The 23,980-nt window shown below is 44.0% G+C and carries 20 protein-coding genes and 1 pseudogene; 11 read left to right on the top strand and 10 right to left on the bottom strand.

Annotated features, from left to right (window positions below):
• Positions 1-35 precede the first annotated feature (35 nt).
• Complete coding sequence (locus tag A3EU_RS0108595; protein ID WP_020535737.1) at positions 36-980, top strand: carbohydrate kinase family protein; 945 nt, start codon at positions 36-38, stop codon at positions 978-980.
• 10 nt (positions 981-990) lie between these two features.
• Here the strand turns inward: A3EU_RS0108595 and A3EU_RS0108590 are convergent, their stop codons facing one another.
• Positions 991-2,094, bottom strand: a complete 1,104-nt coding sequence (locus tag A3EU_RS0108590; RefSeq protein ID WP_020535736.1) for a CNNM domain-containing protein — start codon at positions 2,092-2,094, stop codon at positions 991-993.
• A gap of 100 nt (positions 2,095-2,194) precedes the next feature.
• On the bottom strand, positions 2,195-4,195 hold the full coding sequence (locus tag A3EU_RS0108585; RefSeq protein ID WP_020535735.1) for a LysM peptidoglycan-binding domain-containing protein: 2,001 nt from the start codon (positions 4,193-4,195) through the stop codon (positions 2,195-2,197).
• 190 nt (positions 4,196-4,385) lie between these two features.
• Here A3EU_RS0108585 and A3EU_RS0108575 point away from each other — a divergent pair, with 190 nt between their 5' ends.
• Complete coding sequence (locus A3EU_RS0108575) at positions 4,386-4,853, top strand: type I restriction enzyme HsdR N-terminal domain-containing protein (protein WP_020535734.1); 468 nt, start codon at positions 4,386-4,388, stop codon at positions 4,851-4,853.
• An 85-nt stretch (positions 4,854-4,938) separates the two neighbouring features.
• On the opposite strand, the gene ggt is transcribed toward A3EU_RS0108575, so the two are convergent.
• Both ggt and A3EU_RS0108565 read right to left on the bottom strand, forming a co-directional pair.
• On the bottom strand, positions 4,939-6,666 hold the full coding sequence (gene ggt, locus A3EU_RS0108570; RefSeq protein ID WP_020535733.1) for a gamma-glutamyltransferase: 1,728 nt from the start codon (positions 6,664-6,666) through the stop codon (positions 4,939-4,941).
• 228 nt (positions 6,667-6,894) lie between these two features.
• Positions 6,895-8,103 (bottom strand): pyridoxal phosphate-dependent aminotransferase, encoded by a 1,209-nt coding sequence (locus A3EU_RS0108565; RefSeq protein WP_020535732.1) that lies wholly within the window; start codon positions 8,101-8,103, stop codon positions 6,895-6,897.
• A 234-nt stretch (positions 8,104-8,337) separates the two neighbouring features.
• On the opposite strand from A3EU_RS0108565, the gene A3EU_RS0108560 reads away from it, so the two are divergent.
• From A3EU_RS0108560 to A3EU_RS35365, 3 genes and pseudogenes are all read left to right on the top strand, one after another.
• A complete protein-coding gene (locus tag A3EU_RS0108560) occupies positions 8,338-10,566 on the top strand; it encodes a tetratricopeptide repeat protein (RefSeq protein ID WP_020535731.1) in 2,229 nt (742 codons plus the stop codon).
• A 4-nt stretch (positions 10,567-10,570) separates the two neighbouring features.
• Complete coding sequence (locus tag A3EU_RS0108555; RefSeq protein WP_044085603.1) at positions 10,571-11,119, top strand: hypothetical protein; 549 nt, start codon at positions 10,571-10,573, stop codon at positions 11,117-11,119.
• Between the two features lie 18 nt (positions 11,120-11,137).
• A pseudogene (locus tag A3EU_RS35365) lies at positions 11,138-12,680 on the top strand (acyl-CoA carboxylase subunit beta).
• 217 nt (positions 12,681-12,897) lie between these two features.
• Here the strand turns inward: A3EU_RS35365 and A3EU_RS0108540 are convergent.
• Both A3EU_RS0108540 and A3EU_RS0108535 read right to left on the bottom strand, forming a co-directional pair.
• A complete protein-coding gene (locus A3EU_RS0108540; protein ID WP_020535727.1) occupies positions 12,898-13,641 on the bottom strand; it encodes a LytR/AlgR family response regulator transcription factor in 744 nt (247 codons plus the stop codon).
• 53 nt (positions 13,642-13,694) lie between these two features.
• On the bottom strand, positions 13,695-14,765 hold the full coding sequence (locus tag A3EU_RS0108535; RefSeq protein WP_044085617.1) for a sensor histidine kinase: 1,071 nt from the start codon (positions 14,763-14,765) through the stop codon (positions 13,695-13,697).
• Between the two features lie 137 nt (positions 14,766-14,902).
• On the opposite strand from A3EU_RS0108535, the gene folE reads away from it, so the two are divergent.
• The 6 genes from folE to A3EU_RS0108505 all read left to right on the top strand — a co-directional run bounded on the left by folE (position 14,903) and on the right by A3EU_RS0108505 (position 20,772).
• Positions 14,903-15,499, top strand: coding sequence for a GTP cyclohydrolase I FolE (folE, locus tag A3EU_RS0108530; protein WP_020535725.1), 597 nt, complete (start codon positions 14,903-14,905; stop codon positions 15,497-15,499).
• A gap of 84 nt (positions 15,500-15,583) precedes the next feature.
• The gene (gene fabD, locus A3EU_RS0108525) at positions 15,584-16,462 is read left to right on the top strand and encodes an ACP S-malonyltransferase (RefSeq protein WP_020535724.1); all 879 of its coding nucleotides are present in this window, start codon (positions 15,584-15,586) and stop codon (positions 16,460-16,462) included.
• 5 nt (positions 16,463-16,467) lie between these two features.
• Positions 16,468-17,034, top strand: a complete 567-nt coding sequence (locus A3EU_RS0108520; RefSeq protein ID WP_044085602.1) for a YqgE/AlgH family protein — start codon at positions 16,468-16,470, stop codon at positions 17,032-17,034.
• Between the two features lie 84 nt (positions 17,035-17,118).
• Entirely contained in the window at positions 17,119-18,660 is a 1,542-nt protein-coding gene (gene guaA, locus A3EU_RS0108515; RefSeq protein ID WP_020535722.1) for a glutamine-hydrolyzing GMP synthase, read from the top strand.
• The gene (locus tag A3EU_RS0108510) at positions 18,617-20,125 is read left to right on the top strand and encodes an ABC transporter substrate-binding protein (RefSeq protein WP_156825706.1); all 1,509 of its coding nucleotides are present in this window, start codon (positions 18,617-18,619) and stop codon (positions 20,123-20,125) included. The genes guaA and A3EU_RS0108510 overlap by 44 nt, the downstream gene beginning before the upstream one ends.
• 2 nt (positions 20,126-20,127) lie before the next feature.
• On the top strand, positions 20,128-20,772 hold the full coding sequence (locus tag A3EU_RS0108505; protein ID WP_020535720.1) for a TrmH family RNA methyltransferase: 645 nt from the start codon (positions 20,128-20,130) through the stop codon (positions 20,770-20,772).
• Between the two features lie 192 nt (positions 20,773-20,964).
• Here the strand turns inward: A3EU_RS0108505 and A3EU_RS0108495 are convergent, their stop codons facing one another.
• The 4 genes from A3EU_RS0108495 to A3EU_RS0108475 form a co-directional block, all read right to left on the bottom strand.
• Positions 20,965-21,246 carry a hypothetical protein gene (locus tag A3EU_RS0108495; protein ID WP_020535718.1) on the bottom strand — a complete coding sequence of 94 codons (282 nt, stop codon included), beginning with the start codon at positions 21,244-21,246 and terminating at the stop codon, positions 20,965-20,967.
• 217 nt (positions 21,247-21,463) lie between these two features.
• Entirely contained in the window at positions 21,464-22,120 is a 657-nt protein-coding gene (gene fsa, locus A3EU_RS0108490) for a fructose-6-phosphate aldolase (protein WP_020535717.1), read from the bottom strand.
• A 293-nt stretch (positions 22,121-22,413) separates the two neighbouring features.
• A complete protein-coding gene (gene gldC / locus A3EU_RS0108480; RefSeq protein ID WP_020535715.1) occupies positions 22,414-22,764 on the bottom strand; it encodes a gliding motility protein GldC in 351 nt (116 codons plus the stop codon).
• A 103-nt stretch (positions 22,765-22,867) separates the two neighbouring features.
• The gene (locus A3EU_RS0108475) at positions 22,868-23,803 is read right to left on the bottom strand and encodes a DUF4249 domain-containing protein (RefSeq protein ID WP_020535714.1); all 936 of its coding nucleotides are present in this window, start codon (positions 23,801-23,803) and stop codon (positions 22,868-22,870) included.
• Positions 23,804-23,980 lie beyond the last annotated feature (177 nt).

Below are 23,980 nucleotides of genomic sequence, written 5' to 3'. Positions count from 1 at the left end.
TTTAATACTAAAGATTAAAGGATATAAAGAATTCTATGAGTCAGACAAATTTCCCTTCCGTATTAGCAGTAGGCGAGCTATTGATAGATTTAATAAGTAGCTCTTATGCGTCATCATTTGATGATGTAACCTCTTTTGAGCGTATTGTTGGTGGCAGCCCGGCTAATATGGCTAGTAACCTTAGCCGACTTGGGCAGCACGCAGCTTTAGTTGCCAGTATTGGTAAAGATGACATGGGCGATTATTTGCAGAAATTTGTCAATAACTTATCGCTGGATACTTCTGGTGTTCATCAGGTTCCTTATCCTACGACGTTGGTTTTGGTAACAAAATCTCAACAGGTCTCTAATTTTGAAGCTTATCGCTTAGCAGATTGCCAAATCTCCAAGGAGCAGTTACCTGATAATTTGCTTGAAGCAGTGAAAGTATTCCACACCACCTGTTTCGCCTTGAGCAAAGAACCTGCACGAACAACAATCTTAAACGCTGCCAGTAAAGTCGCTGCAGCAGGAGGACAACTGAGTATTGATGCCAATTATGCTGCTAAAATTTGGCCAGATCAGGCCGAAGCACAAGAAATTGTAGCCACCTACTGTAGCCACGGTGCAATGGTGAAATTTAGTGATGTGGATTGGGAGCGATTATATGGATATCCTGTTGATGAACCAGCCAGCGCTGCATCCTTTTTACATGGGCTTGGCGCCAAAACAGTCTGTATTACCCTAGGAGAAAAAGGTTGCTTTGTCAGTAGCGAGGAAAGTCAGCATTTTGTTCCATCTCGACCGATTGAGGTGGTAGATACAACGGGGGCTGGCGATGCCTTTTGGTCGGGTTTCCTTTGTGCATACATTGATGGATATAACCTGTACCAATGTGCACTTGCAGGCCGGCGCATGGCAGAAATTAAGCTACAGCATTTTGGCCCGCTTCCAGGCAAAGTAGATAAGCGAATCCTCTACCTTGATTTTCAGCAAGAATAAGTCTAGTGAATTATTGCTTGTCTTCTTCTGACCTTTTAGCATTGAGGATGCCTAAATCATGGGCTCTTTTCTCCCAGTTTTGACGAGCAAGATGCTGCATATCTTCCGTGCTATCCAGTTCATCAACGATCTCTAGACCAAGAAGTGTTTCAATGACATCTTCGAAGGTAATGATCCCTGCCATGCCGCCAAATTGTCCAATAACCAGTGCTATTTGTTCTTTGGTACTTAGGAGGTGGTTAAAGACAGAATGAATGGTCTGATCTTCTTTGACGACCGTTATAGGGCGGGAAATATCCTTTAATTTGGTGTCACCTTCCTTTTTTACAAGTTTATCTAAAACAACATCTTTAAGGACATAGCCGGTAATATGATCCTTGGAGCCTTCGAAAATGGGAATTCGACTAAAAGGAAGTCCTGGATTAGCATTGTAAAACTCCTCTATGGTCTTATCTTGATTAGAAGCTTTTACGACGGTGCGTGGTGTTAGGATAGAGCGGGTTTCAATTAAATGGAACCGCATAAGGTTATCAATGATGGTCGATTCCCCTGCGTTAAAAACCCCTGCTCGGGTTCCCATTTGCGCCATCGCAGAAAGTTCTTCTCTGCTGATCTCAGTTCCATGTCCTTTCCCTTTCATTTTCTTTGTGACAAAATCACTCATCCATACCAGTGGTTTCATCAAGAAGGTGACAACCCTCAGGCTTTTGGCAGTAAAAACAGAGAAGGTTTTCCAATTGTTGGCCCCCAAGGTTTTAGGGATAATTTCTGAAAGAATGAGTACGCCTAAGGTCATCAAGGCAGCTATTAGTCCCGTGAATGGAACATCAAATAAACCAAAAAAACTAAAACCTCCTGTGCCATAGTAGGCTTCAGCCTGCTTTCCTACTAGAATCGCACCGACTGTATGTGCTACAGTGTTTAGCGAGAGAATTGCAGAGATATGTTGATCTCTATCCTTTTTAATTTCCTTGAGTAGTTTGCCATTTGCTGATCCTGTTGCAGCTTGCGCTTCTGCATAAGAATCTGGTATACTCAATAGTACCGCTTCCCAAATGGAGCAGAAAAAGGAGAAGACAATAGCCAAACTAGCATAGATTAACAGCAGTATCATAGTTGGTCTTTAGCTTATTTTGAATTGCAAAGGTAAAAAAGAAAGGGACTTCCAGTGCTACCGGAAATCCCTTTCTTTTAGGTTGAAATACTTATCAGGGCTACTCGATGTAAAGATTTTGATACTCAATAATAGGATCGCTTGGCCCCAAGTTGTTAAGCCTGCGAAGTTGCTCTGGTGTAGTACCATATCTACGGGCTATCCCGTAAAGACTCTCGCCTGAGGCTACCACGTGAATCCTTCGTTGAGTGCTGGCAGGTTGATAGTATTCGTCTGGACGCGAAGTACGTACCGCATCGTAACTGATAGGCGTGTTGGGCGATGGGTAAGGACTGCCGTAAGAGGATGGCGTAGCCGTTCTGCTGGTGTTAGTAGGAGCCACCGGATTGCCAAAGTCAGTGGTGTTGCCAATAGCCCGAGGAGAACTGCCTTTTTCTTCCAGTGCTGACATCGAACGGTTAGCTGCCGGTGCATTGTAAGAGTTAGGGATAGCATTGTAATTGCTTGCAGTGCTACGACTAGTCGTTGTGACAGGTACCGTAGGAGGAGCGTAGCTTGTCAATCCTCCGCTATTTCTGACAACTACTTGAGAACTACCCGGATTGATAACATTCGAGCTAGCAGCAGGGGTACGTGCTACGAGATCATTAGAGGGAGCTATGCGGCCACCAGTTGTATTATAACTGCTAGGGCTTGAAGTAGGAGGTGCTTGATTTGGAACTACTGCTCGTCCGGGAGAAGTAGTAGCGCAATCACAATCCGTAGTTTTCAGGCGCTGACCTACTTTTATGTAGTCATTAGGACCAAGCTCGTTGATATCGCGGAATTTCTTGCTGGTGTATCCGTACTCCAAAGCAATGGAGGCAACGGTTTCCCCAGGCTTAACAATATGCATATTCTGATTGTCCGTCATGATCCGCTGGGTATTAGCTTGATCATAAGGCACCGTACTGCCAGACAGGGTAGTGCGATTTGCAAAACCACGACTAACCAACTCAGGAGCGGTATTGTTGGTCGCAGGAGCAACCTGCAATACCTGGCCACGACGAATGGTATTTGAACTAAGATTGTTCCATGCCTTTATTTCTGCGACATCTACACTGTACTTGCGAGAAATACCATATAAGGTTTCACCAGAAGCCACGGTATGGGTAGAGGCCCCATTAGTACTTGGCGTGGTTTCTGTCATAATACTAGTTGTAGGCTGGTTAGTATTAGCAACCACGTTGCGAGGTGTGTTTACAACGTTTCCTGTGGGAAGAATCGCTCCTGAAGGGAGGTTGCCTGGAGGGTTTATCCGAGAATTGCTAGCATTGTAATTGGTAACGGTATTCGCAGCACCTTGCTGTGCGCCTATCACCGCCTTCTGTGATCCAGGCTCCGTGCCACATACTTCCTGAATGTAGCGGTCGGCAGAACGACCATTTACTTTATTGAGAACAATCGTGTTGTTTGCGGCAGCTGAAGCATTGGCTCCACTCCGTTCTTCTACAATGCCTAACTCTGGTGTAACAACTAAGTCTGTCAGGGGATAAGCTGATTGTGGAGAAAGCTGACGGAACAAATAAGATCCTGTACAGTCATTTTCCAGCCGGCCCTCAAAGTATACTTTGGCACCTGGATTGTTAATTGCGATATTCTCTCCAATGGTACCAAACTCCGTATCAAAACGGAAGCGATACTTAGGGGAATCGTAACTGAGTACACTTCCATTCTTGGAGTAGTAAGCAGCCACAGCTACCCTGGAAATAGTGAATTTCTTGTCACTTTTAGGATAAACAAGGTAGACTTCGTCAATATTTGCGTTGATTCGGCGCATAAGACTTTGGTCAAAGCCTCCGCTATTGCAATACAAATAGGGTTCGGGGAGGTAGTTTTGCTCACGAGAGCTTTCTTCACCGACCTCTAGGATAAGTTTTTCGCCAGAGCGAATGTTAATGTGATAAACGAGGTAGTCACCTTTACCATCTGGCCTGTTCATGTCATACTCAAGGCGATCCATACAAGCAGGATCAAAGAGGATAAAGACCTGAGCGGCAGTCAGGGGAATACTCAAGGCCACAAAAAGACCGAGTAGTAATGGGATTCTATTGCGCATCATGGAAAAAATGTATTTTCTTACAGCGAAAGGTAAAGCAAATTCACCTTCTAAACAACAACTTATTGGAAAAGGTGTAACTTAAACGCTGTCATATGGGTAATAATTGTCAGATTTTGATGAAATCATTGGTCATATTGCAATAGCTAAACAACTTTAACGCTTTTTTATTTTAAAAATACGATTAGTTTAAGTGCAACTCCGATTAAATCTTACCCATTACCAAGAACTCCTGGAAGTCAAACAAGACGACGGCAAACGCTGGTTGCGCGACCCCATTCGTAATAAATGGCTGGTATTGCAACCCGAAGAAATGGTTCGCCAACTATTGATCCAATACCTGCTAGATGTTTTGGGGGTCAACAAGAACAGGATAGCGATTGAGCGTGGCCTTAGTGTCAACGGCTTGCAAAAACGTTGCGATATTCTCATCTTCGATCGGGCGATGAAGCCTTGGCTATTGGTAGAATGCAAAGCACCAAGTGTTCCTTTACGCCAGTCGGTGTTTCGTCAAATAGCAACCTACAACATGCCTCTTCAGGTCCCTTATTTACTGGTGTGCAATGGCCCGGAGGCTTATTGCTGCTCGATAGATTTCTCTAAGGAGAGCTATGAGTTTCTTGAGGATCTGCCTGCGTATCCTGGGCCTCAAGAAGTTTAGAACCATTTGGAAACTCATTATGCTTTTATCAGAATGCCAATTATGCCGACCGTAACCGCATTACAGGTAGCGTTTTGCTAAACCTTTAGTGCCCACTTACATCATCATCAGGGTTACGAGGATCACCAACAGCCAGGTAGCTACCATCAGGTAAACGCTGAATCGCTTTGATGACCGCCATCCGGTTAACGTCGCGGAATTGGTGGCCCATTGCGCTCAGTTCACTTTTAACTTCTTCTCCTAAAGCAGTGGGCTCTACCCATATTTGATCCGGTAACCACTGGTGGTGGAAACGGGGGGCAAAAACGGCAGAATCCAGAGGCATCCCAAATTCAGCAACATTGATAAATACCTGAAAAACAGCCGTGATGATGGTAGACCCTCCTGGTGCACCCAGGATCATAAACAACTGGCCATCTTTTTCAATAATGGTAGGTGTCATGGAGCTAAGCATCCTCTTACCAGGCTGGATAGCGTTTGCTTCGGCACCGAGAAGCCCAAACTGATTGGGCGTGCCAGGCTTGATACTGAAATCGTCCATCTCATTGTTGAGGAAAAAGCCAGCACCATCTACAACGACCTTGCATCCGAAATTAGAATTCAGGGTAGTGGTGAGTGAAACAGCATTGCCTTCTGCATCAACGATCGAAGTATGGGTCGTCTCGAAACTTTCTTTCCTATTGACAAAATTACCCGCCGTGAGGTGATCACTGGTGCTGGCACTGTCTGGCTGAAAATCATCCATTCGGTACTGGAGGTAGTTCTCATCAATCAGGGAGTCCAATGGCACTGGGTAAAAATCGCTATCTCCCAAATATTCCGAGCGATCGGCATAAGCACGGCGTTCTGCTTCTACCATAAGGTGTGTAGCTGCCGTACTATGAAACCCGTATTCATTCAGGGGGGCATTTTCTACCATCCCAAGCATTTGTAATAGCGCAACTCCGCCACTTGAAGAGGGAGGCATGGAGATAATTTTGTAATCATCATAGTTTCCGGTAATGGCTTGCCGCCAGGTAGGCTCGTAGTTGGCCAAATCTTCGGCAGTAATCATTCCGTTGCCGCTTTGCATTTCTTTTACGATCAAATCAGCTGTTTCTCCCTGATAGAAACCAGCCGCCTTTTTTGCCTTGATACGCTTAAGAGAGGCCGCTAAGTCAGACTGAATGAGCAGATCGCCTGTTTGCCATAGCTCTTTTATAAAGGGGCATTCGTTGGTGTTAAACGCCAAAAATGCCTCTTGGAAACCATTGAGCCGGTCGGCTTCTGTTTCTGAAATAGAAAAACCATTTTCGGCAAGTTCAATTGCTGGTTGTACCAAATCTTCCCAAGTGAGCTTTCCGTAGCGCTCGTGAGCAGCGGCTAACCCAGCTACAGTACCCGGTACACCTGCGGCAAGATGCCCCTTGGTGCTGAGGCCATCGACGGGATTGGCCAAGCTGTCGAGGTACATATCGCGACTGGCTGCTGCTGGTGCTTTTTCTCGATAATCGAGTGCATCGGTACTGCCATCATTGCTACGATAGACTAAAAAACCACCACCGCCAAGGTTGCCAGCACGAGGGTATACGACGGCCAGCGCAAATTGTACAGCTACAGCTGCATCGACAGCATTTCCACCTTTCTCCAAAATGTCGTTACCAACTTGTGACGCCAAAGGATGGCCACTAACGACAGCAGCATGGGCGTATTCTCCTCGTTTTTCCGCCGAGTAGGTAGCAATTGGCTCCGTTCGGCAACTGCCCAGAAAAAGGGCAATAACAAGCAGGATAATAGCATGACTTGGAAAAGTTGGTATGGTTCTTGGTTTCATAGCTAAAGAAGGCTTGATTTTCTCTTTGGAGGAGGTGAAGCTAAATATGGGATGACATTTACAGGGAGTAAGATAATAATCAATTCTTATTTCCATAGCATGGGCAATAGGTAAGGGTTAACGGTGGGGACCATTAACAAGTAATCTATTGCCCTTTTTTTACAAGAAGAGGGTAGTGGAGCTTAAACCCCACTACCCTCTATTTGTGCTTGGCCAGTTCAGTTGATATTAAGCTAAAAGAGCTAAAGCATCTTTAATTCGCTGAATAGCTTCCTTTAGTGTTTCTTCAGAGGCTGCGTAAGAGATTCTGATACAACCCGGTGTACCGAAAGCACCTCCTGATACAGTAGCAACATAAGCCTTTTGTAACAGATATTCACAGACATCATCATCGGAGTTGATTTCAAAGTCTCCCGATTTTTTACCGTAATAAGAGGTAACATCAGGGAAAATATAGAAAGCCCCCTGAGGACGATTAACTTTCATTCCAGGAATACCCTCTAGTCCATCAATGATTACCTGTCGGCGTTTTTCAAAAGCATCGCGCATGGCATGAGTAGGGCTCATGTCTGCCTCTAATGCATGAGTAGCAGCTTTTTGTGCGAAAGCATTAGCACCGGAAGTAAATTGCCCTTGTATTTTGGCGCAAGCCTCTGCAATAACAGTTGGAGCACCAATGTAACCAAGCCGCCATCCAGTCATGGCATAACCCTTGGCGAATCCATTTACAGTAATGGTACGATCTTTTACACTGGGAATAGTACCAATGCTGACGTGCTTGCCAGTGAAGTTGATGTATTCGTAGATTTCGTCGGAAACGATATATACTTGCTCATGTGGAGCGACTGCTTCTGCAATATCCTCCAATTCTTCCTGGGTATAAACAGAACCTGAAGGATTACATGGCGAAGAGAAAATAATGAGTTTGGTACGCTCCGTAATCGCAGCGGCAACTTGTTCACCAGTAACTTTATAGTCTTGGTCAATACCCGCAGCAACAGGTACAGGGATGGCACCATTCATGCATACAATGGCGCGGTAAGAAACCCAATAAGGCGCAAAAAGAATGACTTCGTCGCCAGGGTTTAGCATTGCCATGCAAATATTAGCTAGGGACTGCTTGGCACCCGTAGAGACTACGATCTGACTCATGTCAAAAGTCAAGTCATTATCTCTTTTGAACTTATTGACAATGGCCTTCCTTAATTCCGGCAGGCCTGGTACAGGCGTGTATTTGGTATAACCATCATCAAGCGCTTGCTTTGCAGCCTCTTTGATGTGGTCAGGTGTGTCGAAATCAGGTTCACCTAAGCTCAGACTGATAACTTCGTGTCCTTGATCAGCTAATTCCCGGGCTATGCGAGCCATTTTAAGGGTAGCTGATTCTTCCATCTGTAGAACAGTCTGCGAAAGTATTTCTGTGCTGACCATTGCCATGTTTTTCCTTTTTTAAGTGATGTGTACCCAGTGAAAAGTGATTAAGTATTTTATCAAAAAAAATGAATATGAACCACTTTGTAGCTAGTATAACAATTCCGGCTGCAAAGTTAAGCTTATTCTAAATGTCAAGGGCTTATTTTTATGGAATCTTCCACTTCTTCGCGTACCTTTTTAGTAAATATTTACGATTTGCCAGAGGTAATCTTACTTTTGTAGGACTAACTTAAAGTTATGGCTGCGAAAAAGAAAACCACCAAGAAATCCGGAAAGAAGGCACCCCAAAAGGTCGCAAAGGCTAAACCGAGAAGGAATTGGATAGCGTGGGCTTATGGGAACGAATCAGAAGAGGCTTCTTCTGGTACGCTGCATAAGGTTTACTATGGGCTGCTAGCGCTTAGTGTGGTCACTTTGTTAGGCTTGGCGTTGGTCACAGGGATAAACGCAGATGAAAAATTCCAAGACGATTATTCCGAGAAATTAGTTGACTACTATGCCAGTGGGGGCGGAGATAAGGCTGCTTTATACGAAGACGATACCAGTAGCCAGCGGTTCAATAAATTTTATGGTGGTTTCTTCGAGCTGGTAAGTGGTTCGGTTAACAGAATGCTAGGGTATCATCCTGGCCCTTCGTATCACCGGGTACGGCACCTTTTAAATGCGCTGTTTGGCGTACTTATTTTAGTGATTATTGCCGGTTGGAGCCGCCGAATGGCAGGTGTCCGTGCGGGAATATTGGCTATTATCTTGATGTTGGCTAGTCCACGTTTATTGGGCCACAGTGTCATGAACCCTAAGGATATTCCTTTTGCAGCTGGCTACCTGATGGGAGCTTTTTACTTGTATCGCTGCCTATTGTCCATGCCACGTCCACGTTGGCAGGATGCCTTGGGTTTTGTATTGGGAGCAGCCTTGGCTACGGCTACACGTGCTGGCGGAATTCTGATTTTCTGTTATTCTGGGTTATTCCTCGGCATTGATTTTCTCTTGCGCTACGGCGTGAAAGGAATTGCTGGAGAGTTTAAGCAGTTTTTGACTTATGCTGCTTACTGGATCGGGAGTACTTTGGCAGGGTTTGGTCTGGCTTTACTCTTTTGGCCTTACGCACTGCAAGCACCGCTTGAACACACCAAGGAGGCGCTGGACCTGTTTTCTAATTATGCGGTAAGAATTATTATCCTTTTTGGTGGCGAAAATATGTTTTCCGACGGCATTCCTTCTTCGTATCCACTGGTATGGCTAGGAATAAGTGTAGCCCTTTCGGTAATAGCTGGATTCTTTTTGAGCTTGCTGACGTTCCCAGCACTAGTGAAAAAACATGGAGTTATTCCTGTTGTGCTGCTTTTGTTTGTAACTATTTTCCCGTTGGCATATATCATGTTCAAGGAAAGTGCGCTTTATGACGGTTGGCGGCAGTTGCTTTTCATTTACCCAACCGTTTTGGTCTTGGGAGCGCTCGGTTTTGAATACTTGGCACAACGATTTACTTCTCGAACCAAGTGGGCTGGTCCTGCAATTATTGGTATCGTAGTATTGCTTTCAGCGGACGCTTTATTGTTCACTGCTCGTAATCCAGCACTTGCTTATGTTTATTTCAATCCATTGGCAGGAGGGATCAAAGGCGCATTTGGCCAATACGAACTTGATTATTGGGGGCTAAGCTCTCGTCAGGCCGTGGAGTGGATGGAAGACGAAGGCATTTTGCATCCTGGAATGGACACATTGACCATAGGAACGACATTCCCTTATAATGTGCGCCGCCAATTGGATTTGTCTTACAAGAAAAAAGTTAAAATTCAATACATTCGGTATCACCGCCGGTTTTCTGAATCCTGGGATTATGGCATTTTCCCCAGTCGGTTTATTCGTGGGCCGCATTTGAGAAACAACACCTGGCCAACCAGTAAGACAGTGCATCGCATTGAAGCGAATGGCGTGCCCCTGGCAGTCGTAGAATACGATCCCGATCAGTTTGCTATGCAGGCTGAAGCGCTACTAAAAGCAGGGCAAGCCCCTCAAGCCATTCAACGCTTTCAGCAAGAAGTTGCCAAATATCCTGACAATGAGCAAGGATGGAATGGTCTGGCTTCTGCCCAAGTGAGTATAGGAGACGGTGATCAGGCGCTAACCTCAGCAGAGAAAGCCCTAGAGATCGCACCTGACAACGAGACTGCTTTATACCTCAAAGGATATGCTTACCTCACTAAAAACAATGGCCCAGAGGCTTTAAATACCTTCAATCACCTGCTACAGGTTGACCCGGAAAATGCAATGGCTTACTATTGGATTGGGGAAATATATAAGCAACGCAAGGAATTAGAGACTGCTTTTAATAATTTCCGCAAGGCTATTGAATATAACCCAAAGCTAAAACAGGCTTATTTGGGTATTGCTACAATTTTTGAAGAGCAGGGAGATATGGAAAATGCTAGTCGTTATCGTAATGCTGCTGCCCAATTCTAGATGTATGAAAAATATGCTGATGTTTCGTTTCACTTTTATTATCGCAACCACGCTTTTGATCTTAGGTTGTGGAACCGATGATCGGGTAGCCGCTTCCTTTTCGCCTAAGCGCCAGGTGTTCTATGATTTTTTCAATGATATTCGGCTACAGGTTTCGGATATGGAAGAAGTATACTCTCGGCTAGATGGCTTTACAGCTGATACCAAGAATTTTTTAGAAAGTAAAGAGGCACAGGAGCGATACAGTATTGCCGGTTTTTATTTTGAAAAAGGACTGGACCGGGAAAAAGGAGCTTATCGCTACGAAGATCGTTTTTACGAAGATGGCTGTGTCATTCTCGTTATTGCTTATCCTCCTCATGAGCAAAGCATTTGGCAAACTCGACTTGAAAAAAATGAACGCGGCAAAGGAAAACAAGTAGGACAGAACTACTTATTCTACCAAGTGTTTACTGCTAAACCGCAAGACATAGACCTCGAAAACAAAATTAATACCATCATTGAGCAGCAAATCGAAAAACATGCGGCTCGAATTGGCAAACAATTTAATTAGGTCTCAACCAAAATAAGTATGCAAAAGAAACTGCAACTGCTGGAAGACAAACTCGCCAAAGCTCAACTTGGCGGAGGGGAAAAACGTATTGCTACTCAACATGGAAAAGGGAAGCTCACCGCTCGTGAACGTGTACATTTCTTTCTTGACCCAGGCTCCTTCGAAGAGATAGGCGCACTGGTCATGCACCGAAGTTCGGATTTCGGTATGGAAAAACAACGAATCCCTGGTGATGGTGTAGTTACCGGCTACGGTACGGTTAATGGTCGGCTGGTATATGTATATGCCCAGGACTTTACAGTGTTTGGAGGATCCTTGTCGGAAACCCATGCTGAGAAGATCTGCAAAATCATGGACCTCGGTATGGAAAATGGCGCACCGGTTATTGGTTTGAATGACTCTGGTGGTGCACGTATCCAGGAGGGCGTTAAGTCACTTGGTGGTTATGCTGATATTTTCTATCGCAATGTAATGGCTTCAGGCGTTATTCCACAGATTTCTGCCATTATGGGCCCTTGTGCTGGTGGTGCGGTGTATTCTCCTGCCATGACAGATTTCTCCATTATGGTAGAACAGAGTAGTTACATGTTTGTAACGGGGCCGAACGTAGTGAAAACAGTTACCAATGAGGAAGTAACCGCTGAAGAATTGGGGGGGTGCGATGACCCACGCCACCAAATCCGGAGTTACTCACCTCACGGCAGCCAATGATATCGATTGTCTGGAAAAAGTCAAAACACTCTTAAGCTATCTTCCGCAAAACTGTGAAGAGCAAGCGCCCAAAATTGATTTTACACTAGGTGATGAATTGAGAGAAGATCTGGCGGCATTGATGCCTGAAAACCCACAGCAGCCTTACGATATGCGGGAAGTTGTAAGTGGTATTGTGGATGATGATTCTTTCTTTGAAATCCATGAGCATTATGCCGATAATATTATCGTTGGCTTTGCTCGCCTGGGAGGGCGAAGTATTGGGATCGTTGGTAACCAGCCCTTGAGTCTTGCCGGTGTACTCGATGTAGAGTCTTCTCGTAAAGCGGCTCGTTTTGTACGCTTCTGCGATTGCTTTAATATTCCACTGCTTGTACTAGAGGACGTTCCTGGCTTTTTGCCTGGTACTGATCAAGAGTGGAATGGTATTATTGTCAATGGTGCAAAATTACTGTATGCTTTCAGCGAAGCTACTGTACCACGTATTACTCTGATTACTCGCAAAGCCTACGGTGGTGCCTATGATGTGATGAACTCCAAGCACATTGGGGCTGACCTTAATTATGCTTGGCCAACAGCAGAAATTGCGGTAATGGGAGCAAAGGGAGCTTCGGAAATTATCTTCAGGAGAGAAATCATGGCAGCAGAGGACAAACAGGCAATGCTGGCAGCAAAAGAAGAGGAATACAAAGAGAAGTTTGCGAATCCTTATCTCGCTGCCGAACGCGGCTTCGTAGATGAGGTGATCAACCCAAGGGATACACGTCGTAAGCTAATTAAAGGCTTTGCCATGTTGGAAAATAAGGCTAAGAAACTGCCTAAGAAGAAACATGGAAATATTCCATTATAAAGGTGATGCTTGCCTTTATAATGGAACAGCCAGGCAAGTGTCGCGGTACCATGTACTTTCTACCTAGTACCTCCTTAAACAAAGAAGCCGGCCAAAAGGGCCGGCTTCCTGACATGTTCATGGGATTAAAAAAGGTTAAAGCACTAAGACTTTGCTAAGATATGAAAAAATAACACATATAAATAATGTGTGTGGCACAAAATGTTGATCTTTAGTGCTAAAGCCTATTCTGGTTGATCAGCTCCAGTAATTCATCCCGATAATTCTTGCCAACAGGCAAATGTTTTACCTGTCCTTTCTCTTTAACCTCAACCATATTGCCCATTAATGCATCAATCTTATGGAGGTTGACAATGTAAGACCGGTGGATGCGCTTAAAAATAGTTGAAGGAAGTTTTTGTTCCAGACTCTTCATCGTTTGCAGCGTAACAATCCGGGTATCTTTCAGGCGGATGATAACGTAATCTTTCAGTCCTTCAATGTATACAACGTCATCATAATAAACCCTTATCAATTTCTTGTCGGCTTTCACAAACATGAAATCAGCTTCCGCTTGAATCTCTTGTTCTTCCTTGGGGGAACTCGCGCCTGCTGCCGCTTTTTTAAGCTCAATTTGTGCGACTGCTTTATTGGCAGCTTTCAAAAAGCGATCTAAGGAAATTGGTTTCAAGAGATAATCAAGGGCGTTTAATTCGAAGCCATCTACTGCGTAGTTGGAGTAAGCAGTAGTGAAAATAACAACTGGAGGATTTGCAAGAGAACGCAAAAAGTCCGTTCCGGTAAGTTGTGGCATTTGGATGTCGAGAAACATCAGGTCAATATCGTTGGATTTGAGTGCTTCGTTGGCTTCAAGCGCGTTATTACACTTTTGAACCAAATTCAAGTCTGGCATCTTCTCAATATAGGTCTCTAGTACATCTTGTGCAAGAGGTTCGTCATCAACGATAAGTACGTTTATCATAACGGTGATTGTTTAGCGGGTTATTTTCACTTCAATTATAGAATTCAATATAGTCATTCCAGCTCAATGGTCAAATGTACGGCGAAAGTATTCGGCGTATTACTGACCCTTAACTGGTAGTGATCGGGATAAAGCAGATTGAGACGCCTCCGAACATTGACCAAACCAATCCCACCGCTTGGGCGATTGTCGGGGTTGGCAATGGTTTGTCCCTTGCTATTCTCAATTTTGAAATCAACGGATTTTTGTTCTACCTGAAGGTGAATATTTACAAATCCATCTTTTAGCTGGGTATTGAGACCGTGCTTGAAACTGTTCTCCAGAAACGGAATAAAAAGTAGGGGTGCAATTTGCTGGTCACTTACCTGCCCATCGACATTGAAATTAATCCGGATATTATCATGCTGCCGCAATTGTTCCAGGTCAAGATAATTTTTCAAGTAATTGACTTCTTTGTAGAGAGGCACCCTTTTTTCATTGCACTCGTAAAGCATATACCTCATCATCTCCGAAAGCTTGATAACAATATCGGGAGCTTTGTCCGATTTTTTTAGCGTTAATGCATAAAGGTTGTTCAGCGTGTTGAATAGAAAATGGGGGTTGATCTGACTTTTCAAAAAGCGTAACTCCGATTGCATGGTCTGGGTTTCCAATTCTTGCTTTTCGCGTAATTGCTTGAACCAATCGGTAACAATTTGCAAAATGGTTGATCCTCCACCTATAGTAAAAGTGAGTAAAAAATAAAGATCAAGGTTGCCGAGCAGGGCATTTTGAAGCTGAGGAAGACCACTAAAGCGAAAGTATAGAAAAATGACCCTCAAGGGCGTCAAAATCAAGGTGACAGCTAGCAGTAGCAGCAAGTAAGTCAGGAACCGCTTTTTGGTAAGATAATTGGGGATGAGGTAGAAAAGGTTGAAATAAACGATAAGCGCATAAAAGAGTAAATTAATGAACTCATTCAACCAACGATCAGGCGTACTGAGACCTGAGTCATCAAAATATAGTAAAAAGGCAAACAGCGCTATCCAGAATATCCCGTGATAAGCAATACGCCCGGCCTTGGCCAACCAAGGTGAACTATTCCAGCTATTTGCAAAACTTGAGCTCAATAAAAATAACTTCATCCCTAAGTATTTCGTCGTAAAGTTAGTATAGCCTCTGAATAACCCTTTCATTTTTTAGATTAATTTGAGTCTTGATCGGACAAGGAGGCTTTAAAAGGGATAACTTTTCCTTAGCTTTGTGTTTTAAACAAGCTATTATGGCCTACAAGCACCACGAGGAATACGATGATGATGTTACAGCACGGTTGCAGGCATTCTATGGTGATATTATTAGTGACTTAGGAGAAGATGTCGCCAGAGAAGGACTTGTGAAAACACCGGAAAGAGCTGCTAAAGCAATGCAGTTTCTAACACAAGGATATGAACAAGATGCAGAAGAGATTTTACGCTCTGCAATGTTTCGGGAGAATTACAGCGAGATGGTAATTGTCAAGGACATTGAACTGTACTCTTTGTGTGAACACCACGTTTTACCTTTTTTTGGTAAAGCACATGTAGCGTATATCCCTAATGGTTATATTGTTGGCCTGAGTAAGATACCACGTGTAATTGATGTTTTTGCCCGCAGGTTGCAGGTGCAGGAGCGGCTTACGGATCAAATTTTGCACTGTATCCAAAATACTTTGCAACCACAAGGGGCTGCTGTCGTTATTGAGGCGCGGCACATGTGTATGATGATGCGTGGTGTTCAGAAACAGAACTCTGTTACGACAACTTCTGCTTTTACCGGAGAATTCCAAAAGGTAGAAACACGCAATGAATTTTTGAACCTGATCAATGCCAAGTTGCATTAAATTATAAGGAACAGCACAAAAATAAATTGAGCCGACGTTTTTCAAAAAGTAGGCTCAATTTATTTTCTGCGCAATAATACGAATATGAAAGCTTATGTTTTTCCAGGGCAGGGAGCCCAGTTTACGGGTATGGGACAGGATCTTTACGACGAACACCCTCTTGCCAAAGAAATGTTTGAGCAAGCTAATGATTTGTTAGGCTTTCGCCTTTCAGATGTCATGTTTACGGGCACGGAAGAAGAACTAAAAGAAACCAAAATTACGCAGCCTGCCATCTTTTTGCACTCGGTGATAAAAGTAGCTTTAGCAGGTGACGATTTTGCACCAGAAGGGGTCGCTGGGCATAGCCTCGGTGAGTTTTCAGCATTAGTAGCTGCCGGCGCTATGGACTTTGCAGATGGCCTGCGCTTGGTGCATGCCAGAGCCCTAGCCATGCAAGAGGCTTGTGAATTGCAAGAAAGTACAATGGCTGCTGTAATCGGCTTAGAGGATGCAGTGGTAGAAAATGTCTGTGCAGGGGTCAGTGACGTTGTCGTTCCTGCTAATTACAATACACCAGGCCAGTTGGTGATCTCTGGCAGTATTGCCGGGGTAGCAGCAGCAAGCGAGCAATTGACTGCCGCTGGTGCGAAGAAAGTGGTTCCTCTGGTAGTGGGAGGTGCATTCCATTCTCCTTTAATGCAACCTGCGCAGGATAAACTGGCAGCAGCGATCGAAGCCACAAACTTTAAGGCTCCACGGTGCCCCATTTACCAGAATGTAGATGCTCAAGCTCATACAGACCCTGCTGTTATTCAGGAAAACCTGGTAAAGCAATTGACCGCTCCTGTTCGTTGGACTCAAACAGTACAGCAGATGGCACAGGATGGTTATGTTGAATTTGTTGAGGCTGGAGGCAAAGGAAGTGTACTGAGAGGGCTTATCCGTCGTATCGACCGGAAGCTGGCTAGTAGTAGCTTGTAGTAAATATGGGCACGTCGAAAACATCCTTGAAGCGAGGGAAGGTTTTGTTAGCAGAACCTTTTATGATTGACCCTAATTTCAAGCGGTCTGCAGTCTTGTTGTGCGACCACACCAAGGCCGAAGGCAGTGTAGGGTTTATCCTCAATAAACCACTCCAGACTAAAATTGATGATTTAATTGATGATTTCCCGGAGTTTGATTCGGAAGTCTTCTTTGGAGGCCCTGTGCAGGTAGATTCTATCCATTACCTTCATAGTGTTGGAGATTTATTGGAGGATAGTGTAAAAGTTGCTAAAGGGGTTTATTGGGGAGGAGATTTTGAAAAATTGAAGTTTCTAATTCAGTCCGATTTGATAAAGCCATCTCAGATTCGATTTTTTATTGGTTACACTGGTTGGTCTGATGGTCAGCTTCTTGATGAAATAGGCTATGGCTCCTGGCTCTTGGCTAGGATGGATGCTAACTATGTGTTTAACATTAAGCCAGAAGATCTATGGCAATCAATTATGACCAACAAGGGGAACACCTTTACGGTAATTGCTCAAGTACCCGAAGATTTTACGTGGAATTAACTTGCTTTTGAGTGATTAGACCTAATTAAGGAATCGAAACTGGATATCCTTAATTTTAATCCCTCACTTACCTATATTTGCCGCATGAATGAAAAAATATTGATCCTCGATTTTGGATCGCAGTATACCCAACTTATTGCCCGCCGGGTTCGTGAACTTAATGTTTACAGTGAGATTGTTCCTTACAACAAAATTCCTGAGCTGGATGACAGTTACAAAGGAATCATTCTATCAGGAAGCCCTTTTTCGGTAAAGGATGACAATGCCCTTCATCCAGAACTGGAGAAAGTAGTAGGAAAATGCCCTTTGCTAGGGGTATGCTACGGTGCGCAATACCTTGCAAACCATTACGGAGGCAAAGTTGAGCGATCACAGAAGCGGGAATATGGAAAGGCTAGTTTGAAAACACAAGCTTCAGACGATCCTTTGATGGATGGAATGTCTCCGGATTCCCAAGTGTGGATGTCTCATGGAGATACCATCATCGAGCTACCAGAGCAGTTTGAACTGGTAGCAGGAACCAACAGCATTGAAGTTGCTGCTTTTCGTTCAAAGAAGGATGCGTTTTCACAACCTGTTTATGGCCTTCAGTTTCACCCCGAGGTGTATCATAGCCTTGAGGGAGCGACCTTGTTGAAAAACTTCGTTGTTGACATTTCTGGTTGTACAGGTTCTTGGACACCAGCCTCCTTTGCAGAAGAGACAATTGAAGATCTCAAAAAACAAATTGGCACCGACCGGGTATTACTAGGTTTGTCTGGTGGCGTAGACTCCACGGTTGCTGCCGTTTTGCTGCAACATGCTATTGGCAAACAACTGTTCTGTTTCTTTGTAGACAATGGACTTTTGCGCAAGGGTGAATTCGAAGAAGTACTGGCCTCCTACCAAGGCATGGGTCTGCAAGTTTTCGGAATTGATGCTAAAAGCCAGTTTTACAGAGAGCTGGAAGGCGAGCAAGATCCAGAAGGTAAGCGAAAAATTATTGGCCGCGTTTTCATTGAGGTATTCGAAGAAGAAGCTGCTAAGCTCGAAAACATCCAATGGCTGGGGCAAGGGACCATTTACCCTGACGTCATTGAATCTATTTCCGTACACGGCCCGTCGGTTACCATCAAGTCGCATCACAATGTTGGTGGATTGCCTGATCACCTCAATTTAAAGATTGTTGAGCCACTGCGAATGTTGTTCAAAGATGAGGTCCGCAGAGTAGGTAAAACCCTAAATATTCCGGATAATATCCTTGGGCGCCATCCATTTCCGGGACCTGGACTAGGAATTCGTATATTGGGGGCGATAACGCCGGAAAAAGTAGCTCTATTGCAAGAGGCAGATGCCATTTTTATCAATAACCTCCGCAGTTCAGGATGGTATGATAAAGTTTGGCAAGCCGGTACTGTTCTTCTTCCTGTACAGTCTGTAGGCGTGATGGGAGATGAGCGTACGTATGAAAAAACGGTTGCCTTACGTTGTGTGAATTCCACGGATGGAATGACCGCTGAGTGGAGCCACTTACCGCACGATTTACTGGCTAAAATTTCCAGTGAAATCATCAATCATGTTAAAGGAATTAACCGAGTCGTTTATGATATCAGTACAAAGCCACCAGCAACCATTGAGTGGGAATAGAATCAGTCAGTTTTTACTGACCGTTATTGGCATAATTGCCATTGTCCTGTTTAGTTCCTGTGAGCTTTTTAAGCCAATTTCACAAGGAAATAACACTGACCCTAAAGATGGGAAAGAAGAACTGGACCCTATCCAGGGGCGTCGGGTTTATGATCCAGCGACCGGCACTTATGTATTGGTAGAAAATGCGCCTACCGACCCGATGGATACCATCATCTGGCGTGATATTCCTTCTTCCATTGAGCCTCCCATTTATTCTACTTCTGCTCCTGTGGCTCCTGGCCCTGGTGGCAACCCAGTAAATCCAATTGGGGTAGGAGAGGGGAACTCTCAATTGTTGAGCTCCTACAATGTTTCCGTAATTTTACCTTTCCTATCGGATCGGTATAATAGCATTGATAAGCAAATTGCACCAAACTCTACTTGGGCGCTGCAATTTTATAATGGCATGGAAATGGCCTTTGATGAACTCTCCGACGAAGGAGTGGCATTGAACGTTACTGTTATGGATTCTAAAGCGAACGAAACGCAAGTCAACAATTTGGCTCGTACCAATCGTGAACTCAATGAGTCCCACTTGGTAATAGGCCCTTACCTGCGTTCTAATACAGCGATACTAGCTAATAAAGTAAGGAGTACCGATGGTGTATTGGTTTCTCCTCATTCTGCATCTAGTTCCGTATCGTCGCAGAATCCAAATTATGTGCAGGTAAAGCCAACGCTTGAGTCTCACTGCCAAGCTATTATGCAGCACGTATTGGCCACTTATAAGCATGATCAGATTGTTTTGGTAGGGATGGATGTTCCGGGTGAAACAATGCGCTTTGATTATTTTCAGCGCGAATACGAACGCCTAAACGGGCTCGAAAATACAGACCCGCTAAAGCGACTAGCGATTGATACCACTAAGCTGGATATGCAGTCTGTTGACCTTAAGCCTTGGTTCAGTTTTGATCGGGAGACGGTCTTTATTGTTCCATCCTGGACAAAAGAAACGTTCATCTATAACTTCCTGCGTAAACTGGATCTGGATCGTGGCCAGTACCAAACGGTTAAGGTTTATGGTATGCCACAGTGGATGGATTACGAACGGATTGATTTTGATTATTACGAAAAGCTGAATGTTCACGTGAGCAGCAGCGTTTTTCTTGATGAACTTAATCCTGAAATTCGTGCTTTCAAGCGGCGCTACTATGAGCGCTATGGTGAAATACCGCTGGAAGAAGCTTTTGTTGGTTACGATGTCTCTCGCTATTTCGGTAGAATGATCAATCGTTTTGGCACTAAGTTTCAACTACAGCTGGAGCAAAACCCAGAGCAATTACTGCATACTAATTTTGATTTCCAACGGATAATTACTCCTACAACTACTGGTGGGATGGAATTCCCTCAGGTAGAACGCTGGGAGAATAAGTTTGTGAATATCCTTCGTTTTCAGAATTACCGATTCACCAAAGCGGAATAGAGATGGCGCCCATGACGGAGCAACGCCGAGCCCGCTTGCGGGAAGTAGCTTACCGGCGACAGAAAAATTTCACTGTTATTCTTGAGAATGTCCATGATCCTCACAACATCAGCGCAGTCATGCGTAGCTGTGAGGCAGTAGGCATTTCCGACCTCTATATTCTTTATACGGAGAAGCATCTTCAGGAAGAATACATAACCTTGGGCAAAAAGAGTTCTGCCGGCTCACGCAAATGGCTGGATGTTCATTACTACACCCAGTTGGAAAACTGCTTGGCCGCAGTGAGAGCCAATTATGACTTCATCTATGCTACCCACATGGCCAAAGATGCCGTTTCTTTGCACGACTTAAACCTCACCGATTCGGTAGCGCTCCTCTTTGGCAATGAACATGATGGTGTAAGTGAAGAAGCACTTAGTCATGTTGATGGGAACTTTCTAATCCCCCAAATGGGTATGGTTCAAAGCTTGAATATCTCTGTTGCCTGCGCAGTAAGTGTCTTCGAAGGCTTACGCCAAAGATTGGCAGTAGGCTATTATGGCGAAAATAATCCTACCCCTGCAGCGCAGCAAGAAGCGATCTTTGAGGATTATGTTCAGCGGCATGAGCAGCAGGTGAAGGGGAAGAAAGTCAAGCGTTTGGATTAGCCGATAGTTGGTTTGGTCGAGCTAGATAATTGGGATGTGAATCAGGGAATTCTTCTAGTTTTTTAGATTCCTTATCAATAGCTTGCTGAACTTTGCGAGCGTAACGTTTGCCATTAAGGTTTTCTTCAAAATCAAAGATTTGCTGTCGGCGCCGCTGTGCATGTCGAGTAAAGATTACACGGAAAATTTTGCCTACCATGAGGAAGCTTCTTTGCTGGATTCGTCTAAGGGCAGATAATCTCCCCGTTCATAATCAGCCATTGATTCTTCAATTTCAGAGGTGAGTTCTTCGCGGGTCAGTGGGCGGAGATGCTCAGTGTAGTCTTTGTTCAAATCTGCTTCCTTTTCTTTTAATATCTGAGGCTGATAAGTCCTAAACAAACTCTCCGTCATTTCAACCAAGACTTGCAGCATCTGCTCATCCGCCTGCTCAATACGAAGGTGCAACCGTTCTTTGATTCGTTCAACGCCCATGTTTGTGGCTTTAGCTGAATAAAATTGTGATTCTATAAAGTTAACGTTTTATCGAGCAAATAAATTCATTTTAGCCCATAAAAAAAGGGGAAGTAAAACTTCCCCTTCAAAATGGTATGTAAAATAGATAGCCTCTTTGTTTATGTTGTACCGATGGCGTATCGTATCGGCAAACACCCTGAGATGTATCAGGCTTATATCGTTTGCAATGCTTGGTTTAGCTATTGCCTTTGCGGTAATCCGCTAAGAATTTTTCTAATCCTATATCTGTCAATGGATGCTTGAGCATGCCAAGGTAAGAATTCAGTGGACAAGTTACTACATCTGCACCAGAAATAGCAGCATCAACGATGTGCTTAGAGGTTCGGATAGAAGCAGCAAGAATCTCTGTATCAAAGCCTTGGATAGCATAAATCTCAGCAATTTGCTTGATGAGATCCATTCCTTCCCAGTTGATATCGTCAATACGGCCAATGAAAGGAGAAACGTAAGTAGCACCTGCTTTTGCAGCAAGGATTGCCTGGGCACCACTAAATACCAGTGTACAGTTGGTAGCAATACCATGTTCAGAACACCAGCTTAATGCTTTAATCCCATCCATAATCATCGGGATTTTAACCACGATGTTGTCTGCAATTTCAGTAAGCACCTTTGCTTCTTCGACCATGCCAGCAAAATCGGTAGAGATAACCTCCGCACTGACATCACCATCCACTGTTTCTGCAATGGCAGCGTAGTGCTTAAGGATATTATCTTTTCCAGTAATTCCTTCCTTAGCCATTAGGGAAGGGTTGGTCGTTACACCATCCAGAATACCCAATGCCTTAGCTTCCTTAATGTGATCAAGATTTGCCGTGTCGATAAAAAACTTCATACTCAATTAATAGACTTGGTGGGGTTGGAATGAAACCTTTTGAAAAGGAAAAGGCTCCGAAAAAGAAAGGTGGTGAGCAAACATACGAACCGCTACAACCTCGTACCCTTGCTGCGTTTCCGCCCTGGGGGATTAAAGGGAGCTGGCCCTATGCCGCCCACCGAGGGCAAAGCTACCTAAATTGCAGCTTATGAACAAATCTAAAAGAGAAAATAAGTTTATACTTTTGATCTCTTATCATTTACTATCGCAAGTATGGAAATACAAGCAGATGATTACCAATTCCTTGCCTATTATTGTCCTGGCTTGATGATGCCAGTCTTTTCACCAAAAAAATGTACAAACTGCTGCATGGAGGTAGCCATCTCAGCATTTTGTGTGGCCTTATAATAGGTGTCAGCCATTCCTCTGAGTGTTTGGAAAAAGAAACGATCCATTTCCATTACTTGCATCTCTGTTGTCCAGAGGTCAATTTTCAGGGTGTCCTTGGTTTCTTCGTCAAAGAATGCCAGTAACATAGCCTTGGAGACTTGCTTACCATTAGGATTGTCTGATGCCTCCCAATCGATGCGAACAGGTAGCTTTTCCTCATTCAGGCCAATCTTAATATTGATGTCGCTGGTTTGTATTACTTTCTTATCCATTATTATTGTTCAGATTAATTTTGCGCAAAGCTACAATATCAAGATTGTATAGGTGCTGATTCCCGTATTATTTTTCGTGAACACCCTATTCTTACAATAAGGATTAATATTCAACAGTAAGGTCATAATAGCGAGCGGCAATTCCGCCCCAAATTCCTAATCCGCCTTCTACATTGTGTTGAATACGTGTATAAGACGAAAATGGCCCTTGATTGGCTCGGCTGAATTCAAGTGTATTCCAGAAGTTAAACTGGTCTTCATCCAACGTCATCCACTTTATAGAGGCTGCTGCTCCTAAGCGAAAGAGGCCGTAAGTCTCCTGTTCAAATTCGGTATTTAAATCTTCTGCTTTTGCTAGCGGAAGTTCAAATATCTGCCCTTCAAAGAGCAGGTCGTCGGTAACAGAGGCAAATGGTCGTAGGTAAGGTCCTTCTCCTTCTCTAGTAAAATAGCGATAATAATTAGGCGTGGCAGGAGGGTCGTTAACAATTACCCGTAACTGCGCCAAGGTATCATTGGGCTCTCCAGGAGGAGGAACAAAATACAAGGAATCAAGAGGTATAGCAAAAGGAATGGTTGTGCTTGCTGTAATGGTTTTTTCTCCAGTTTTTACTGTAAGCTCGTAAGTTTTTCCTTCCTCACCTATCATCTGCAAGCTCAAATCCAGGTATACGCAGAAATTAACGCCCACGCTATCTATAGCTACTCCTAATAAATCTGCTGCTTGTTCCCGAAATTCCTCCGGAACATCATCAAGGCAGAGTTCCGTAAGCGTGACGGTCTGTTCGCCGTCATAAACAGTCACTTTAGCATCCCTGATAAAGGCATTATTAAGATCGTCCTGACTTAGTTTGCTGAAAAAAGGGAAACTCTTTGTCAATAAAACATAGGGTGGGGTAGGGCGATCACCGGCTTCGATGTAGCCTTCTACGACTACTTGATCTTCTGCTTCGATGATCGGAGGGGTGAATTCTTCTTCGCAGCTAAAAGAAAAAATTGCTAGTAAAACTATAAGTAACCTGGAGTTTAACGAGATCATAAAGTACGCTTATGCCAGTGAGTAAAGAGGACTTCGAGCTTGTTTGGTACTCACTACGACTGAAAACCAGTACTTTACGAACCTGACTTCGCATCAAAATACTCATTTGACCCGCCAAATTCACATTTTGATGCGAAGTCAGAACCATAAATCATTGATTTTCAAAACGAATCCGCA

Source organism: Lewinella cohaerens DSM 23179 (assembly GCF_000379805.1).
GTDB classification, from domain to species: Bacteria; Bacteroidota; Bacteroidia; order Chitinophagales; family Saprospiraceae; genus Lewinella; species Lewinella cohaerens.
Note: the sequence above shows the minus strand (reverse complement) of the source record. Positions and strands in the feature narration are given on the sequence as shown.

Bases quoted from the DNA above. Each gene is read 5' to 3' on its own strand.
- A3EU_RS0108595 (WP_020535737.1), top strand. From the start codon at position 36: ATGAGTCAGACAAATTTCCCTTCCGTATTAGCAGTAGGCGAGCTATTG.
- A3EU_RS0108590 (WP_020535736.1), bottom strand. From the start codon at position 2,094: ATGATACTGCTGTTAATCTATGCTAGTTTGGCTATTGTCTTCTCCTTT.
- A3EU_RS0108585 (WP_020535735.1), bottom strand. From the start codon at position 4,195: ATGATGCGCAATAGAATCCCATTACTACTCGGTCTTTTTGTGGCCTTG.
- ggt (WP_020535733.1), bottom strand. From the start codon at position 6,666: ATGAAACCAAGAACCATACCAACTTTTCCAAGTCATGCTATTATCCTG.
- A3EU_RS0108565 (WP_020535732.1), bottom strand. From the start codon at position 8,103: ATGGCAATGGTCAGCACAGAAATACTTTCGCAGACTGTTCTACAGATG.
- A3EU_RS0108560 (WP_020535731.1), top strand. From the start codon at position 8,338: ATGGCTGCGAAAAAGAAAACCACCAAGAAATCCGGAAAGAAGGCACCC.
- A3EU_RS0108555 (WP_044085603.1), top strand. From the start codon at position 10,571: ATGAAAAATATGCTGATGTTTCGTTTCACTTTTATTATCGCAACCACG.
- A3EU_RS0108540 (WP_020535727.1), bottom strand. From the start codon at position 13,641: ATGATAAACGTACTTATCGTTGATGACGAACCTCTTGCACAAGATGTA.
- A3EU_RS0108535 (WP_044085617.1), bottom strand. From the start codon at position 14,765: ATGAAGTTATTTTTATTGAGCTCAAGTTTTGCAAATAGCTGGAATAGT.
- folE (WP_020535725.1), top strand. From the start codon at position 14,903: ATGGCCTACAAGCACCACGAGGAATACGATGATGATGTTACAGCACGG.
- fabD (WP_020535724.1), top strand. From the start codon at position 15,584: ATGAAAGCTTATGTTTTTCCAGGGCAGGGAGCCCAGTTTACGGGTATG.
- A3EU_RS0108520 (WP_044085602.1), top strand. From the start codon at position 16,468: ATGGGCACGTCGAAAACATCCTTGAAGCGAGGGAAGGTTTTGTTAGCA.
- guaA (WP_020535722.1), top strand. From the start codon at position 17,119: ATGAATGAAAAAATATTGATCCTCGATTTTGGATCGCAGTATACCCAA.
- A3EU_RS0108510 (WP_156825706.1), top strand. From the start codon at position 18,617: ATGATATCAGTACAAAGCCACCAGCAACCATTGAGTGGGAATAGAATC.
- A3EU_RS0108505 (WP_020535720.1), top strand. From the start codon at position 20,128: ATGGCGCCCATGACGGAGCAACGCCGAGCCCGCTTGCGGGAAGTAGCT.
- A3EU_RS0108495 (WP_020535718.1), bottom strand. From the start codon at position 21,246: ATGGGCGTTGAACGAATCAAAGAACGGTTGCACCTTCGTATTGAGCAG.
- fsa (WP_020535717.1), bottom strand. From the start codon at position 22,120: ATGAAGTTTTTTATCGACACGGCAAATCTTGATCACATTAAGGAAGCT.
- gldC (WP_020535715.1), bottom strand. From the start codon at position 22,764: ATGGATAAGAAAGTAATACAAACCAGCGACATCAATATTAAGATTGGC.
- A3EU_RS0108475 (WP_020535714.1), bottom strand. From the start codon at position 23,803: ATGATCTCGTTAAACTCCAGGTTACTTATAGTTTTACTAGCAATTTTT.